15 protein-coding genes and 2 pseudogenes are annotated in these 17,401 nt (G+C 38.1%); 12 read left to right on the top strand and 5 right to left on the bottom strand.

Going from position 1 to position 17,401, the window contains the following annotated elements:
• Positions 1–118: 118 nt before the first annotated feature.
• The 5 genes and pseudogenes from MHH87_RS09895 (at position 119) to MHH87_RS09875 (ending at position 4,764) form a co-directional block, all read left to right on the top strand.
• A complete protein-coding gene (locus tag MHH87_RS09895) occupies positions 119–1,054 on the top strand; it encodes an IS30 family transposase (RefSeq protein WP_340749139.1) in 936 nt (311 codons plus the stop codon).
• Between the two features lie 47 nt (positions 1,055–1,101).
• Positions 1,102–1,818 carry a 3-ketoacyl-ACP reductase gene (locus MHH87_RS09890; protein WP_340749138.1) on the top strand — a complete coding sequence of 239 codons (717 nt, stop codon included), beginning with the start codon at positions 1,102–1,104 and terminating at the stop codon, positions 1,816–1,818.
• Positions 1,819–2,819: 1,001 nt separating this feature from the next.
• Positions 2,820–3,257: pseudogene (locus MHH87_RS09885) on the top strand (DUF2975 domain-containing protein).
• 10 nt (positions 3,258–3,267) lie between these two features.
• A pseudogene (locus MHH87_RS09880) lies at positions 3,268–3,482 on the top strand (helix-turn-helix domain-containing protein).
• A gap of 34 nt (positions 3,483–3,516) precedes the next feature.
• Entirely contained in the window at positions 3,517–4,764 is a 1,248-nt protein-coding gene (locus tag MHH87_RS09875) for a DUF4153 domain-containing protein (RefSeq protein ID WP_340749137.1), read from the top strand.
• 631 nt (positions 4,765–5,395) lie between these two features.
• Here the strand turns inward: MHH87_RS09875 and MHH87_RS09870 are convergent.
• Positions 5,396–5,572, bottom strand: coding sequence for a hypothetical protein (locus MHH87_RS09870; protein WP_340749136.1), 177 nt, complete (start codon positions 5,570–5,572; stop codon positions 5,396–5,398).
• A gap of 826 nt (positions 5,573–6,398) precedes the next feature.
• On the opposite strand from MHH87_RS09870, the gene MHH87_RS18915 reads away from it, so the two are divergent.
• The 3 genes from MHH87_RS18915 (at position 6,399) to MHH87_RS09860 (ending at position 7,812) form a co-directional block, all read left to right on the top strand.
• Positions 6,399–7,076: an RNA-guided endonuclease TnpB family protein gene (locus MHH87_RS18915; RefSeq protein WP_445683088.1), complete on the top strand. Its 678-nt coding sequence runs from the start codon at positions 6,399–6,401 to the stop codon at positions 7,074–7,076.
• Between the two features lie 29 nt (positions 7,077–7,105).
• A complete protein-coding gene (locus MHH87_RS18910; protein WP_445683087.1) occupies positions 7,106–7,576 on the top strand; it encodes an RNA-guided endonuclease TnpB family protein in 471 nt (156 codons plus the stop codon).
• A 71-nt stretch (positions 7,577–7,647) separates the two neighbouring features.
• Entirely contained in the window at positions 7,648–7,812 is a 165-nt protein-coding gene (locus tag MHH87_RS09860; protein WP_340749135.1) for an IS1096 element passenger TnpR family protein, read from the top strand.
• A gap of 328 nt (positions 7,813–8,140) precedes the next feature.
• On the opposite strand, the gene MHH87_RS09855 is transcribed toward MHH87_RS09860, so the two are convergent.
• Positions 8,141–8,641, bottom strand: coding sequence for a hypothetical protein (locus MHH87_RS09855; RefSeq protein WP_340749134.1), 501 nt, complete (start codon positions 8,639–8,641; stop codon positions 8,141–8,143).
• A gap of 336 nt (positions 8,642–8,977) precedes the next feature.
• The gene (locus MHH87_RS09850; protein ID WP_340749133.1) at positions 8,978–10,594 is read right to left on the bottom strand and encodes an ABC1 kinase family protein; all 1,617 of its coding nucleotides are present in this window, start codon (positions 10,592–10,594) and stop codon (positions 8,978–8,980) included.
• A gap of 203 nt (positions 10,595–10,797) precedes the next feature.
• Between MHH87_RS09850 and MHH87_RS09845 the strand changes: the two genes are divergently transcribed.
• Positions 10,798–11,487, top strand: coding sequence for a nuclease-related domain-containing protein (locus MHH87_RS09845; protein ID WP_340749132.1), 690 nt, complete (start codon positions 10,798–10,800; stop codon positions 11,485–11,487).
• 660 nt (positions 11,488–12,147) lie between these two features.
• Here MHH87_RS09845 and MHH87_RS09840 read toward each other — a convergent pair.
• Positions 12,148–12,588, bottom strand: coding sequence for a hypothetical protein (locus MHH87_RS09840; RefSeq protein WP_340749131.1), 441 nt, complete (start codon positions 12,586–12,588; stop codon positions 12,148–12,150).
• Between the two features lie 779 nt (positions 12,589–13,367).
• On the opposite strand from MHH87_RS09840, the gene MHH87_RS09835 reads away from it, so the two are divergent.
• The 3 genes from MHH87_RS09835 to MHH87_RS18905 are packed head-to-tail and all read left to right on the top strand — an operon-like array spanning position 13,368 to position 14,691.
• Positions 13,368–13,691: a nucleoside triphosphate pyrophosphohydrolase gene (locus MHH87_RS09835; protein ID WP_340749130.1), complete on the top strand. Its 324-nt coding sequence runs from the start codon at positions 13,368–13,370 to the stop codon at positions 13,689–13,691.
• Positions 13,692–13,693: 2 nt separating this feature from the next.
• Positions 13,694–14,479: an HNH endonuclease gene (locus MHH87_RS09830; RefSeq protein WP_340749129.1), complete on the top strand. Its 786-nt coding sequence runs from the start codon at positions 13,694–13,696 to the stop codon at positions 14,477–14,479.
• The gene (locus MHH87_RS18905; protein WP_445683124.1) at positions 14,431–14,691 is read left to right on the top strand and encodes an HNH endonuclease domain-containing protein; all 261 of its coding nucleotides are present in this window, start codon (positions 14,431–14,433) and stop codon (positions 14,689–14,691) included. The genes MHH87_RS09830 and MHH87_RS18905 overlap by 49 nt, the downstream gene beginning before the upstream one ends.
• 648 nt (positions 14,692–15,339) lie before the next feature.
• Here the strand turns inward: MHH87_RS18905 and MHH87_RS09825 are convergent.
• On the bottom strand, positions 15,340–16,986 hold the full coding sequence (locus MHH87_RS09825; RefSeq protein ID WP_340749128.1) for a copper amine oxidase: 1,647 nt from the start codon (positions 16,984–16,986) through the stop codon (positions 15,340–15,342).
• Positions 16,987–17,401: the final 415 nt, after the last annotated feature.

Raw genomic sequence — 17,401 nt, 5'->3', positions numbered from 1 at the left:
ATTTCGTTAAGACGAATTGTAATATTAAGTGCAACACCCAAGAGTAAATAAAAGAAGCCCATAACGACCTCGTGTAAAATGTAGTTACCACGCCAACATTTGAACGGAGGAAATCGTTATGAGCTATAAACATCTTACCATATCGGAACGTACGAAAATAGAGACGTTACTTGAACTAGGCTATTCGATCCGAGGAATTGCGAAACAATTAAATCGACAGCCTTCTACCATTTCACGTGAATTAAGAAGACATGCCAATTGTACAGCTGAAGAAGCACAGGTACGCTATCACGCCAATAAATTGAACTGTGGTGCGAAGTCAAAATTGACAGTCAAGTTAAAAGAAGCTGTTCAAGAAAAGTTGGGTAAAACTTGGTCACCGGAACAGATTGTCGGCCGCTTGTATCAAGGAAAGCTGAGTTTTAAGAACATCTATCGTTGGATTTATCAGGGCTTATTAGAAGTGCCATTGACGGTCCTTCGTCAAAAAGGAAAACGCCAGAAACCGCGAGAAACAAGAGGTCGTTTTAACATTGGTACACCTATCTCAAAACGCCCCAAAGAAGTTCGTAAACGCGAAACATTTGGTCATTGGGAGCTCGATACGGTCGTTTCCGGACGTGGGCAAGCAAAGGGCTGCGTCGCTACTTTCATTGAACGTAAAACACGCTGGTACAAGGGGATTTTGATACCAGACCGTTCGGCGAAATCAATGGAAGCAGCCGTCAAATTTTTACATCAGCAATTACCCAAAGGTGCGATCCAAACCGCTACAACGGATCGCGGGAAAGAATTTAGCTGTTACAACGTGCTAGAGAAAGAACTAAACATCCAGGTCTATTTTGCGGATGCCTATTCTTCTTGGCAACGTGGAAGTAATGAAAACGGGAATGGCCTACTGCGGCAGTTCTTCCCCAAGAAAACGAATTTCGATAACGTCGCACCCCATGAGATGAAGCAAGCACTCGATCTTATTAACAATCGACCAAGGAAATGCCTTAACTGGAAAACTGCATACGAGGCGTTTCAAGAAGAACTGTTGCACTTAATTTGACAAACGGTCTTAATAATAAATCTATCTTATCTAAAGGAGCAAAAAACATGCAAACAATCACAGGGAAAGTGGCATTAATTACAGGAGCAGGGCGTGGAATTGGACGTGCAACAGCAATAGCTTTTGCGCAGGAAGGTATTCACGTAGGTCTTGTTGGACGTACGCTTGAAAATTTACAACAAGTTGCAGAGGAACTTAAACAATATGACGTGAAGGTAGCAATCGCTGCAGCCAATGTAGCGGATTTAGATTCTATCACAGCAGCAGTTGAATCGATTCGTGGCGAGCTTGGTGCAATCGATATTTTAGTAAATAATGCCGGCATTTCAAAATTCGGTAGCTTCATGGACTTAACGCCTGAAGAATGGACAAATATTATCGATGTCAACGTAAAAGGTGTGTACCACACAACACGTGCAGTATTACCAGAAATGATAGAGCGCAACACAGGCGATATCATTAACATCTCATCAACAGCTGGTCAAAAAGGTGCACCAATTACAAGTGCATACTCGGCTTCAAAAGCTGCAGTTATTGGACTAAGTGAGTCATTAATGCTTGAAGTGCGTAAGAAAAATATTCGCGTTACAACGTTAACGCCAAGTACGGTTGCGACTGATATGGCTGTTGAGCTAAGTTTAACAGACGGTAATCCAGAAAAAGTGATGCAAGCAGAAGATTTGGCAGAATTAATGGTTGCACAGCTAAAACTTCATCCACGTGTTGTATTAAAACATGCAGGACTTTGGTCGACGAACCCTTAATAGAACTATTCGAAATATCAAGACGCTATCCGATGTATTTTGGATAGCGTTTTCCTTTTTTAGAATAAAAAGCTCTAATGGTGGTACTGCCAATCCGTCTATCACATGAACGGCATTACGTGGAGCATTGGTATTAATGACATTTGTGTAGTAAGAAGAAAATTATATAAAAAAGTGTGTTTTTTGCGACCTATTACTCAATTAAATGGCCCGATTGTTGAAAATCACAAAATATAAAAAGTGACGACTGCATACATACGTTTTAATGAAATAAACTAAACTAATAAAGAACAATTGACTTTGTGCTTTATTAGTTTAGTTTGACTCTTCAATAGGAGTTGGATAATTACTGAATATAAGGTAAGAATTATTAAGAAAAGAAGGAGAGATACGATGTTCGATCAAGTTGCGTATTTTATTTTTAAAGCCCTGGTAATTCTAACGGTTTTGGTTGTTGTGGTTGGAATCCCTCTTGGGGATACACTGATTAGAAAAAAATAAGATTGTATCCAAATGGATGCAGTTTTTTGATTTTACATCTTGCTTCGTTTCTACAATAGATTTAGGGATGGGTGAAAAATAGTGAACCATATTGAAGTAAAGCGCCCGATTGTGGAAGATTGGTTTCTGTTCTTAAGTATATTTTCAACAGCATTTTCTTATTCTGAGTAATATTCTTCCTTCTTTTTAAGGTGTTCTTTCCCACACTTAAGGTTTTCCTTATGATACGGTTCACCGTGACACAACTAAATGAGGTGCTTCCATTTATATTTGGCTCATTTGCGGCTCATGAGATACACCATATAGAGCATTTCTTTGTAAAGAGGAATGCTTTTTATTTTTGCCCAAATTAACTTATTAACAACAATAATCTTATAATAATCAATAAAAATTTATTGTTTATCGATAAACGACATGTTAATATCTAATAAACAATACTTAAGAGAGGTGCTTTTCATGAAACCAAAAACACTATTTTTTTTAAGTTAGCTGTTGCTCTTATGGGCTTTCCAGTTCTTGCTTTATGCATCTTTTTGGTACCTGAGTTAGGTAATATTGTAGCAAAATTGCTTCCAGAGTTTGATTTGATTAGATACCTCGTTTCTATGGTTTTTGATGCATCGGCAATTCCTTTTTACTTTGCTTTGTATCAGGCGTTTAAACTTTTAAGCTAAATTGACAAAAATAAAGCTTTCTCACAATTATCTGTAAATGCTTTGAGAAATATCAAATTCTGTGCCATCACAATCAGTAGTTTGCATGTGCTACTCTTGCCGCTCTTTTATTTCTTTGCGGAGAAAGACGATGCCCCAGGTGTCATCTTTGTTGGATTGGTCGTTCTTTTTACTTCAATAGTGATTGTAGTCTTTGCTGCTGTTCTTCAAAAGCTATTAAAAAATGCCATCGATATAAAATCAGAAATTGATTTAACGATATGAGGTGAAACCAATGGCAATTATTATCAATATTGATGTGATGTTGGCGAAAAGGAAAATGAGCGTAACAGAACTTTCTGAAAAGTTTGGAATCACGATGGCGAATTTTTCTATATTGAAAAATGGAAAGGAAAAGCGATTCGATTATCAACTCTAGATGCGATTTGTAAGGCTTTAGAATGTCAGCCTGGGGATATTATAGAATACAAAAGTGATGAATACATTTAAAGATAATTTAACAATTATTAGGGGAGGTATAAACGTGGACAGTAACAATTGGATTATTGAAAATATTTCTAACCCCCATGAGCTGGAGAGAATGTTTAGTAATGACCCCAAAGCCTTTAAAAAGTCATTCTCTTACGCATGGGAACAAAATCCTGATTCGCAGGTTCTTGCTGTATGGTATGAAAGATTGAATTTCAAGGAAACGGCACATACAGAAAAAGCTTCCTTGCTTCAGCAAGGTTTCTTATTCATGGGCATTTTAGCCATTTTGGCCGGGGTAAGCACCAGGATCATTTTCCATTTTGTCGAACAGCAAGCAATCGCCCCAATTAACCTTGCTTTTGGGATTCTTCCCTTCATTGGAGTCTATTTTGTATACAAAAATAAACCCCGAAAAAAGGTTCTTTACACACTTGCATTGTTGTTCCTAATCTCCGGTTTGTATCTTAATATGCTGCCATTAAATGATAAGGACAGTACGATCCTTGCTTATTTACACCTGCCCATATTCTTATGGGGATTGATAGGGCTTGCATTTACAGGAAATGAATATTCAAAAGGCAGCACAAGATTAGCCTATCTTAAATTCAATTTGGAACTTTGCATACTCTACGCCAGCATGGCCATTTGCGGAATACTGTTAGCAGCATTAACTATGCAGTTATTTAGCTTTGTCGATTTGGATATAAAAGACTTCTATTTTAGAAATGTTGTGTTATTTGGTGCTGCCGCTCTCGCTATTGTGGCTACCTACCTGGTGTCAATGAATCTTAAACTTGCTAAGAATATTACACCATATATCGCTAAAATTTTTAGTCCTCTTGTCCTGGCCACTTTGTTGGTCTATCTTATAACGGTAATTTGGGTCGGAAAAAATCCATTCTTGGACAGAAATTTCCTGATAGCATTTAACGGAATACTCCTTGGTGTCTTGGCCGTTACCATATTTTCAATTACCGAAAGCGGCACAGATGAGAAAAAGAACATTTCTGATTATATAAATTTTGCCCTAATTGTTCTTGCTCTTATCATTGACAGTGTGGCTTTGTCAGCCATAGTATTCAGACTTTCTTCTTATGGGATTACACCAAACAGACTTGCTGTTTTAGGTGTAAACATACTTATCTGGGGAAATCTTATTTGGATTATGGTCTCCTATATGCGTTTTCTACAAAACAAGACCGGACCTTTACTCATTCAAGATGCGGTTACTAAGTATTTGCCAGTCTACGGACTTTGGGCGGCTTTCGTTACATTTACTTTTCCTTTCATTTTTAATTAGAAAGGCTTTATTAATGTAACGGATGCTGACCTTCCTTATTAATGCCAAAAATAATCAAGTTTCTATTCATAACTTGTTCATTTTTGGCTTTTTATTTTTCTAAAAAAACCTCATTTACTTCTGATACGGTTCCCCACATTTAATGCTAAACTACCTTCTCAATAATCTGGCCCGTTTGTGGAACAAGAAAAAATCCTGCATATCATACAGGACTTTTGTTCAAACTTTTTTATAAATTATCGACCTTTATCTCAAAGCCACAATAACAATACCTAGAAATATAAAGCTAGTTCCACTATCGTCAAGGTAGTCGTATTTTTGTTATGACAAGTATAACTAGTGAATTTTAATAATTAGGCGCTGTTAAATTATGAGGCTGCATTAATAATGAAAAGCTATTATTGCATTCGTGCCTCACGTACCACAAGAAGATAAGTATGAAACCTGTGCGAATGCATAATAGTAAGGAAATTCAACAGCCAGGTATAACAGCGTTAAATTAGAAGGCACAACTTCATCCAAAATAGGGCAAGTTGATGTCCTTACTGATGTGGATGGGAAGGTATCCTTTCTGATCCACAAATAAAACCGCCCTCTGGAATAGACGAATTCCAAAGGGCGGCCATTTTCGTTAGTAAAATTTTTCTCGTTCACTTTTCTCTCTTTGATTTGGAGTCATTGGTTCTTGTTTAGGTAGCAAATTACCTAGTTCGGCTAACTCTAAAGAAATTTCTTCCTTATCGTTCTTTGTTTTTTTAGCTAAAGACCCTTTTTTATTACTAGCACCTTGTCGATGTGTATCTGGCATTTAATCTACTCCTCGCTACAATTTACTACCTTTATAACATGGTTCAAAAAATGTAGAATCATGTATCGTTATAATAAATAATTTATTTACGTCAGCGAAATTGTAACTATAGCTGAGAATTGCTTTCACTACAAATAAAGGACTGTCTCCTAAATACTTGAGGCCATCCCTTTTCTAACTTATAAATGCCTTATTAGTACTGTTCGGTGTAGTGGAACAAATCTCTGTGTGGGGTATTATGGCACTGCCAATAGCAGCGAATGAAATGATTTTAGCAGTATGGCTCCTTGTTAAAGGATTCAATGAATCTGCACTGGCCTTCTTATCTGCAAAAAGAAAGTTTTGAGATATTAAATATTGATCGTAAACCACTATCGCCATGGTAGTGGTATTTTTGTGGCGGTAGAATAAATTTGGAGAATTAGATTGTTTATTTATTTACATAAAGGACACAAAACGCATCGCCAACCTACAACTAACTAAACCGAAATCGCGTATTTTTTCATTCCCGGTCAGCGTAGGTTAAGTTGATTAATTCCTTTAATTACAAAATCGGTTGAGTTTGATGATAATCATTTGTTTGAGATGGAAAAAATTCAATAAACATTGCTATTATTCCCCGATAAATCTTCATGGACCATATGCCAATAAAACAAAAATTAGTGACTTGCATTTATCATTTCCGAAAGAAGACTCCCACCTCAAGGAATGAGAAGGGAGAAGCCCAGTGAGTAGGTAGGAGATGAATGGCGGTTGGCGTTAGCCAAAACTTTCCTCGCTATGGTTCAATAAGAACAAACGTTCCTATTAAATTGAGGTGAAAGTCATGCTAGTCAATAAAGCCTATAAGTTCCGTATCTATCTAAACAAAAAACAGATTGAACTTATCAATAAAACTATTGGCTGCTCAAGATTCGTGTTTAACTTCTTTCTTGGCAAGCAAAAAGACAAAGATGCTAACTGGTATATCTGCGAAGAAATGAAACAGAATGGACATCTTCCAACAAATAATTGGAAAGGTGAATTCTTCAATAAAAACGAAACCGTTAAATCCCTTCCTAAACTAAAGAAACATTATGAGTTCTTAAAGGAAGTTGATAGCATTGCGTTGCAAAAATCGGTAGAAAACTTAGCCGATTCTTATGATCGCTACTACAAAAGGCAAAACAAGAAACCTCGATTTAAGTCTAAAAAGAATCCTGTTCAATCGTACACAACTAAACATACGAACGGAAATATCGCTGTGGTGGATCGTCATATTAAGTTACCAAAACTAGGGAAAGTTCGTTTTGCGAAAAGCCGCAAAGTTGAAGGTCGAATCATGAGTGCTACCATTAGACGTAATCCATCAGGAAAGTATTTTGTTTCGTTAGCAACTGAAACCGAAGTAGCAGAATTACCAAAAACAAACGCTGCTGTTGGTGTTGATGTTGGCTTAAAACACTTTGCAATCCTCTCAGATGGAAAAATCTACTCTAATCCAAAGTGTTTTTCCGCACTTTAGAAGGAAAATTAGCCAAAGCACAACGAATCATGAGTAGACGAACAATAGGCGGATCGAATTGGTACAAAGCTAAAATCAAAGTGGCTCGTATCCATAAAAAAATGGCAAACGCACGAAAAGACTACTTAGACAAAATTTCAATAGAAATTGTCAAAAACCACGACATCATCGGGATGGAAGATTTGTCGGTAAGTAACATGCTTAAAAATGGGCATCTTGCCAAAGCCATTAGCGAAGTATCTTGGTCACAATTCAAAACCATGATTGCATACAAGGCGAAATGGTACGGCAAACAAATGGTGACCGTTGCAAAAAACTTTGCTTCTAGTCAACTATGTTCTTGTTGTGGCTATAAAAACAAAGACGTTAAAGAACTTGGATTGCGTGAATGGGAATGTCCAGACTGCCATACTCAGCACGATCGTGATATTAACGCAGGAATCAATCTTAAAAAGGAAACGATAAGGCTTCTAACCGCAGGGACTGCGGGGATCGCCTAATCCATAACTGGCGGTTACGCCGGTGTTCTTAGGAATCTCCCACTTCAAGCAACCAGTAAGGGTTTTAAGTAGTGAGTAGTTCAAATGAAGAGCAAAAATTTCTATATTTATTCGACTTTGGTGATGAATGGGAATTTTCTGTTACGGTTGTAAAAATTACAGAGGGAAGAGAGGGTACACACGCTTGTATTCGACAAAGTAAAGGGAAATCACCGGATCAGTATGCGTGGGAATAGATTCCCGCTAGTTACAGCGTGAAAACTTAAATAGAGCTAAAGTAAGATATTATTTTCTTAATGAATAGCAGAGAATATTTGTGAACCACACGTAAAAGAATCGGAGGGGTCCGGTTCTTTTACTAATGTCGCTAAACACAAAATTGTCGCTTTCGATATTGCCTTTTGCTTGTGTTGATTCTCTTCGTGACTTGAACTAGGATTATGTCATGCTACATTAAGACAAGCAACGACATTTTGCTAATCATTTTAAAAACTCGAAAAATCCCCTTTTCGTTTTCGATGACGAAAAGAGGATTTTTTTATGCAGTCAAATTGGAGCAAGTAACTACGCTTTGAACGGTCTACTCATGCGCATTAAGCCGTAAATCGCAAAGAATAATCCACTAGTGAAAAACGTCAAAATGATGTAAAAGACTGCTTTGCCTGTATCGCCTGACCAACGATACAATAATCGATACATGTAATAAAGAATAAAACCAGCCAATCCGAGTGAAGCGATAAAACCGATTACTGGAATAAAGGAAGCTATAAATAACCCGAAATAAATCAGCGTGTTCTTCTTCGCAATGGCACGATTTGTTGTGTCATCATCACTATTGGCTGTCAATAGGAATAAACTGTAGGCATTCAGTAGTGGAATCCAACCGATATAAGCAACATCGCCAAAGCCATTTGTTTTAGATGTTTTGAAATAAATTAGTGCCGAAATCAGGTAAGCGATAAAACCGAATACAAGACCTATTAAAATAATCATCACAAAGAAACCTGCAGCAATTGGATCATTCAAGATTGAATCAAGCTCACCATTATAAGAATCATAGTTCATTAAAAACCCTCCTTTTTAGGACACACATAAAAATTATAACGATACTAGAAAGTTATTTCTAAAATACTAGCATATCAATATTGGATACATGTGTATTTTATGTTATTTATTAGAGAGAAGAGTCGAGCATGCCACTATAAGATATGCCTTATATTCAAAATATATAAGTACGAACTAAAACCCGCCAGCAATGCCTGATGAGTTCTAAAAAGGCATTGTCACCATGTGAATAGACGCAGACTTTCGCTAATGTTCCTAGTTTTTTTGCCTAAATCAGTGATGTACCACTACTACATTTTAAAATTAGACGTCGATCTGTAGGTTAAATTAGTCCAGTTACGTACGCCAGTAAAACCAAAGTGTGCCAAGTAAGCTGGCCCCCGATACGAGGGTTAGTGGCTGATGCCCTGACCATACGGCAAAAAATAAAACCCCAAGCGACAACATGGACGTCATGCCAGCGAAAAGTCGTGTTTGTAAAAGTCGATGTTCTTTTTGTTGCGCGACATCCCGTTGCTCTATGTATTGGCGCATGCGGGTAGGCTCTTCTAAATAGGTGGAAAGCTTAGTGGGCAGATCTTTTAATGGCAACAGGATATTTCCTGCAAATCGTAGGGCTTCTTCCTTAGAGAAAAATCCTTCTTCCTTGTCGTTCCGTGAACGTGCCCATTCCAAAATACGAGGCTTTGCAATGGCCAGTAAATCTACTTTTGGATCAAGGCCATGTAGCACACCGACGAATGTAGAGATAGCCCTTCCAAAAAAGGCAAACTCCGCTGGTAACTGGACAGGTTCTTTCCGTACTATTTCTTTAATATCTGCAAGCAAGCGGTCAATGACTAAGCTATTCATCTGCTTGAGCTCGTCAGTTTCATATGCACGCACCATTCGTGCAATGGCATCCGCGAGTAATTGGCGATTGGCGTTTGGTAGTAAAAAATGTAAAGATTCCAGGCCATCCAGCACCTCGTCATACTGTCTTAAAACGATGCCCTTCACAACTTGCAGCACATCATTTGCCTGCTGCGGCGTAATACTGCCTACCATCCCAAAGTCAATTAGCACCACCGTTCCATCCGGTTGAACTAGAATATTGCCCCCATGTGGATCCGCGTGGAACTGCCCGCCCTCAAGCACCTGCTCCAAAAACAAACGAAAAACGCGTTCCGATAATACTTTTCGATCTAAATGATGCTTCTCCAAAAATGCTAAATCCGTAATACGTGACCCTTCAATCCATTCCATCACGAGGACCCGTCGTGTGGACAGCTCTTCATCATAAACAGGGAAGCCTACACCAGGCATTGTCGCAAAACGCTCCGCAAAACTACGGCCATTTCGAAGCTCCTGCAAAAAATTTAGCTCATCTCCAATAATTTGCACCATATCCTTGTAAAGCAAGTCAAAATCAATTTGCTTACTAAAGGAAGTGAATTTTTTTGCAAGCCAAATGACGATTCTCATCGCTTTAAAATCCACACGAATAATGCGCTCAATATGAGGTCGTTGAATTTTAATGGCAACCGCTGTGCCATTATGCAGCACCCCTTTATACACCTCACCAATGGAAGCAGAAGCAATCGGTGTCTCAGATAGTGAAAGAAGATGAGCGCTAGTCGCTGTATTCCATTCTTCCTCTAATATGGAAACGGCGTGTTTTTTTGCGACGGCTGGCACTCGATCGGTTAGCCCTTCAAGTTCAGCGATAAAAGAAGGGGGCATAATATCAGCCCGCGTCGAAAGAAATTGCCCCACCTTAATGAGCAAACCTTCAAGTTTTAGTGCTGTCTTATTAAACTCCCGCGCCTGCTTGGTCACAAGACGCTCCCACTTATCCTGCACAGCCGGCGTGAAATAGCCCTTGTGGCGCTTTTGAAAAAGCATCACTTGCGTAAAAAATTTCACCGACATCCACACAATTCGGACTATCCGGTAAAAAGCTAATTGTTTCATCTCAAAGCACCCCCTTGCTACCATTATAAGGAATCTAGTAAATAGCGTCCAAAATTTCGAGTAGGTAGTCGGCGAAAGGTACTAGGGAAAAGACACAGTTCCTTCACGACTAGCTGCAGAAAGGGAAAACTTAGTGGCAATCAAAATCAATAATGATACGGAGGGATTAAGGTGTTACAATATATTGGAAAAGAGGTGGGTAAATGTTTTTAGTACTCTGTCTACTTATGGGGATAATTATCCTTTATGTGAAGCAGCAGGATTTCAAGAATAGTGCGTATTATAAGCTAACGAACAGCAACATGCTTGCAGTTAAGTTCAATAAAGGTAAGTACGGCGAGTATTTAACATCGCGTATTATAGAAAAGCATGCACTGAAAAGTCATAAGCAATTAGTCAATGTCTATGTGCCCAAAAGAAATTCAGAAGAAATGACAGAGCTCGATTTACTATACATCGATCGAACAGGTATATATGTCATCGAATCGAAAAACTATAGCGGCTGGATTTATGGCAATGAAGCCCAGCAAAACTGGACCCAAACGATGCCCAATAAGAAAAAATTCAAATTCTATAATCCCATACGCCAAAATGCCACACATATCCGGGCCATTCAACATTTCCTTGGGCTACCAAACGAAGCGATTCATTCGGTCATCGTCTTTAGCGAACGTTGCCAGTTAAAAGCTATTGAGGTGACTTCACCAAATGTGCATGTATTAAAGCGTGAAAAATTAAAGCGTTTTATCAAAGCACAAAATCAATCGGCAAAGCAAATTTTCACACAAGGCGATATTGAAAAAATATATAATCAACTACTCCCTCAAATGCAAGTCTCAGACGAAGTGAAAAAGCAGCATATCCAAACGATTCAGCAGAAGTACGGGAAGTGAACGAATCGCAAATTCCTTGATGAGTGTTTAAATACTGTTTAGATAGAAGAAACATTGCAGGGAAATGGGAGGAAAGGAAGAAAGTTTAATACTGAAAAAATGGCCATTATATCAAAATCTATCTTTGCAAAATATTTAAAGCAATTCTAAGTACGTCAAAATCGTGAGGTCCTTTCATTTTTAAAAGCGAATTCGCAAAAAAAAAAAATTCTTTGAAATGTCGAAAAGCCCAGTTGCCAAAATTGATATACAACTTAAATAGAACTATGTGCCAAATAGGGAGTAAAGATCTAAAATGGCGCTTATTTAAAAATATGTTGTATATCGAAATCATTCATTTTAAAAAATGTAAGTCATTCTGAAAAAACAATTAGCATCTAGTGCAAACTATGATGTAAGAGGGGGCAATTTTTCTCTTCACGAATTTGATTGGGCTGTTGACCGATTAAGAGATATTAAATGGGATGGCGAAATGATACGTAGAATAACACCAACTGATCGAGACGATTGTGGAAACCCTTCAGAAGAAAAAGATTTAATTGCAGTATTAAAATTTCTACGGGACGTAATCTCTACTTAGTGAAAATGATGTGCTTCAATTAAAAAAGATCTTGCATAAATTGTCTGCAAGATCTTCGTAACTTATGTTTAATGCAAAGTTTAATATACAACCCCTAAATACGCTGATGCACATCCATGGCATGTATCATTATTAAATCGATGTTCGGCTGCTACATGTTCTCCACAAAATAGGCACTTTCGATACTGTCTTTTTCTTGAGTTAATCGTCTTCATGACTCGTTTGAGTATTATTTCTTGCTGTTCTGCGGTACTTAATGACTGCAGTTCTTGCCAAGACGATGAATGCTTTTTAAAAATACCAGGTAATGGTGCTGGCATATATCCATCCCAGAAAGTTGCTTCATACCCAAATTCCAATCCCTCATCCGTAGCGAGTATGTATACTTCTGGTTCATCAGCAAATCCATCTAACTTAAAATAGATAGGATTTCGGATCATTATATTTTCATGATTGTTCGTTAAATAGTCTTCGTATATTGAAACAATCCAATCATTTACTTTCGCTTTCAGTGATTTCATCTCAAATCAATCCTTTGTTATTAGGAGCGCACTGAAAAAGTTAATCTCTACTGAAAATTCTAATAAGTATGTGCTTAATAGCGATAGGTCATTGGTGCTCTGGCACTCGCTTTCCGCGGGCGGTGGCGAGCCTCCTCGTCGCTACGCTCCTGCGGGGTCTCACCTGTACCGCTTTTCCCGCAGGAGTCTAGCGCCGCCGCACCAATGCTTTCTGAATAAAATAAAACAGAAGCATAAAAATACTATGAAAAAATACTGCTTCGGGGTTTTTCAGTGCCCTTGTTATTAGTATGGTATATATGGGGATTATAACATCTAAAACCAATCATGCTTAGATGGATAAGTATTCTATTTGTTCATTCGGAGTTTTACTCGATGACTTTGAATTCTCCATTGAGATAAATAGGATTGGTTGTGGTGACGTAATTCTAGCAAGAAAAAATCTTCTTTTTTGTCTTTTAATTCATTTATACAAAATATTTTATACTCTCTTAGCCATTTTTCTCAGGCCAGAGATGTCCACCTTAAAATCCTATTTATTTATAATGTGTTTTACTACCCAATAAACGGATACCATAAAAACAGCGAATAATATAAATAATGTCATGGTCCTTTATCAACCCCTTTGTCTATATTTATTTGTATAAAGTACTATTCAAAGGTTAATTAAATTCTTCTACACAAATCCCGCTATCGCCACGACAACGGGATTTTTGTTATGATGGAATAAATTTGGTAAAAAGGGTTGTTGATTTATACAAATAAAGGAGCCAAAACACATGCCTACCTACAACAAACTAGTCCGACACCGCATCCCACAAGTTATCGAAGCAAGTGGGAAAACATGCACAACAAAGATTTTAGCATCAAATGAACTTTTAGAGGAGATACAGGCAAAGATGCAAGAAGAGGCACTTGAGTTTCAGGAAGCAGCAACAGAAAAGGATGCAATAGAGGAACTCGCGGACATTTTAGAACTTGTTCACGCGGCACTTCAGGTGTACGGCGTTTCTTACGAGGAACTGGAAACTGTTCGCCAGCATAAAAAGGACAAGCGCGGCGGGTTTGCTGAAGGGGTATATTTATTAGAAGTGGAGGACTGAGCATGTCACATGATTTGAAGATTGGTGAAATACGCGAACTGTATGTGACAGAGGATGTCATTTGGCAGCACTTAAATAATTTTTATTATCGCTCGGCGGTCTCTACTTCTTATAAGTACGTGTTTTTCAAGTCGCTGTTGGAGAATTTGTACAATGTGGGTGATGATTTGTCGCTCAGCTATGACCAGATTTTCTATTCCTTCACGACGATATATTGGAATTTGGTCATCCACCATGACTTGGAACAATCGCCAAACAAAAATAAGCCAGCTCGCGCACAAACGATTTTGCAGAAATACGCAAACGAACAAGGCATTCCATCAGATTGGCAATTTGACCAACTAGCTGACTCGTTGCAGCTAAAGATCGCTAACGAAGTAAAACGTGATTGCAAGCAAAATGTCATTGGCGCATTCTACGGCGATACAGTAGGGGTATTTTATGAATTTGATATTAAACGAGCGTATTTTCGTTTCAACCCAGCAGTCTATCAATTTTTGAAAAAATATCAACGAATTCTTATCAACCTAACAAACTATCACTTAGTCAAATATCTTGAAAAAGTAAATGAAGCTACAAACACCATGATCCTACTATCCAAAATTGAAGTCATTTCCAAGCGCAGTTCCTTAGAATCCTTTTACAAGGTGCTCACGCAATTCGATCAAAACCGCTGCTTCTACTGCAATAGGGACTTATCTCAAAGCCGCCGTAAAACACATGTTGACCATTTCATTCCATTCCATGGAGTTTCGTCCAAACCGACAACCTATGGAATCTCGTCCTAGCGTGCAGCGACTGTAACACAAAGAAAAGCGATAAAATCACAACCCGCCTATTTTTAGAGTCAATGTTGGAACGAAATGAAAGCCTCGTTTCAGTGGTAGGGGAGACTAGTGATTTTTATACATATGAAGATAAGAAGCTAGTGGATTTGTATGATTATTCGATTATCAATGGGTATACGGTGTTGTGGGAGCCGGGTGAGGTTTACAAATAAGTGGAAGAGTTTATCTAAGCCTCGTACATTTAAAAATCTTTTTCCTTTTGGTGTATCAGTTCGATCCCGACTACCTCGTTTTCAATCGAATTACCCAAAATATAGAAACACCCACAAACCTAAAAACTGGTTAACCTAATAATACGAAGCACCTGTTACTATAATTATATTTCTTCACAATCTTATATGTTGAGTATATATTCCAGATTGGGGAAGTATAGCTCTAAATTGTAAGGGAGAAGGTCAATCACATTTAAATTAACCATAATAAAACCCGTATATAGCTCGATTCTTATATTCAACTTATCATTCTTTATAAAGGTATATAATTGTGTGATTTTTCTACGGTTTTCAAAAATATATTGTTCTCTTTTGTTGAATGGTTTAAGTTATGGTCAGGGGAGTTAATATATGGAATTTAATAATCATATCTGGGAATGGTCATTAGGGCTTCCTAAATGGCAAAAATGTTTAAATAAGAAGGTTCTATCAAAAATCTGCACCTAACTCCTATACAATAGCTTATCGCATATTCGTAGTATAGGAGTATAGGTGCAAGAGCATCCCACTGAAAGAGGCAGTCATCGCTGAACTGCCTATTTTTTCTAGTTTAAATTTAGCTATATACTAATAGATTTTTATCGATCACTACCAGTTTCGAGGTTTTAACTCTGGACCAAGAATGTGCGAAACGTTCTCTTCACTTGTTTCATCATGTCTGAAATGTGCTGCATACCAAACCACTATATCCTGACCGTTAATATTCTCCTTATTAAGGAATTTGTCTAAATTAGCTCTTGCTTTATTTAAATTTGTTGTGAAACCCTGTCCATCATCTAATTCAGAACTACGGTAGCGAAGAAACCATACATCCCCAACGCCAAAACTATCTGCTGAACCATCGTTCTTACCTGGGATCAAAGTATATCCTTCACCCGTTGATTTGTTAGAAATTAGCCATTGTCTATTATGAAAAGTATCACGGGACCTTCTAATTTCGTAATTCAAAGTTCGAAAAATCGAAGTTCCGGTACTTGGCTTTTCGTTGATCTCTTGTACAAAGTTGTTACCCTCAGTCCGAATATCAAAATCAAATCTCCAATATACGTGGTGAGTATGAGGGTTGCATGTACACGAATTGGCTATTGCCCCAAATCCAAATCGTGGGCGAATCGTACCATCGTTGTGGAGGCGCCATTCACTAATATATCGATACCAGCCAGCTTCCAATTCACTAACTAATACTATTTCATCCCCATCAACATAGATAGCTACACCGAAAAAGTTACCAGTATCGAAGCCAGTATCTAGTATGGTTCTTGCAGGGGTGGAACACATACGGAATCCGGGCGCAATATCTGTTCCAATAGCTTCAAACCTCCCTTCCTGCCACTGCCAATCACGGTAAGGGCCGCAAACATCATTATCGTAGCGAACATTAAGGATTGGTACATGAGCACGGGATAATACTTTTTTTCCACGATACAGCACATCTCGAAGTTCGATACCTGAACCAACTATACCTGAAGAAGCAGCCGGTCTCACTGCAAGGAAACTCCATACCTCAGTATCGCCTTGCAACACTCTTACTTGGTATTGGCCCAAAGTTCCTCTTCTTGCCGTAGGTTGATTGGCATCGGGCGGGGGCTCACAGATTTGAACACTTGCTGTTGAAAATGGCGGTGCACCAGTTTCATATAAGATTACTTCACGTCTAATCATATTAACTCCGACAATCTGATGTAAAGGTTCTCCGGTATTCTGTGTTCTATCCTCTGAATCTTCCTCAACAGGAAGAAGTCCAACCGCAAGGGTCCTTTCAATACGGCCGTCTGGAAGCTCTGTATCGATGAGTGCCGGCATTGCTCTGTAAGGACGCACAAGATTTTCTCGAATTAAGCAGCCGAGCTCAGGGTGATCTCGAACAATATTTAGAGCTAACTCAAACTCCTCAGTACTTGGCAACGGCTGCATATCTAACTGGGAGGCACTGATACATCCAGGATCATGAATGGGTCCAGTGGCTATTACTGTACGATTGTTGGTGTAGTCATAGTATGTGGCTAAAAAATTACTTGGTGGTGTAGGTTTAGAACTTTTGGGGTGGTTTATGGATTTGTTTCCTGGAATATCCTCAAGATCAAGCAATTCAAACGATAGCAACAGATGCCTGGTTCCACGTAAAAACGGTTGGATAATAGGATGATTGTCACAGATACTTCTTAATTGATTCATTGTTTCTTGGTCTGGTCCAAATGGAACTACTTCCACAATAAGTTTTGATCTTTCCGCCATTGAATCACTCTCCAATAATATATATTGAGTAGATAACAACCACTCACCCTAACATCTTATGTTAATGAATAGTCAAATGAAACCGATTGTTTACCAATTTTTTAAATCCTATCAAATTTGTGTTAATCACTATGAAACGGAGGTTTTTTATCCAAAATGATCAGGACTGGAGGATTAAAAAAATAAAACCGTAATGGAACAAGCCGTTACAAGTTTTGAAGAAGGCGAACGGTTTTTAAAACGAAATTATGAAGCATGGTTGATAAAGGATGATCAGTTTGTAGAGTACTTAATGAATGAGGTAAAAATGATAGCTCAATGGGAAACTGAAAGGGAATGAGAGTCTTAAGTTGAACCTATTGTACATAAATCGACATGCATATTTATTTTTCAATGAATAAAAGCTCCATATAAA

Source organism: Solibacillus sp. FSL H8-0538 (genome assembly GCF_038003525.1).
Classification (GTDB): domain Bacteria; phylum Bacillota; class Bacilli; order Bacillales_A; family Planococcaceae; genus JBBOPI01.
Note: the sequence above shows the minus strand (reverse complement) of the source record. Positions and strands in the feature narration are given on the sequence as shown.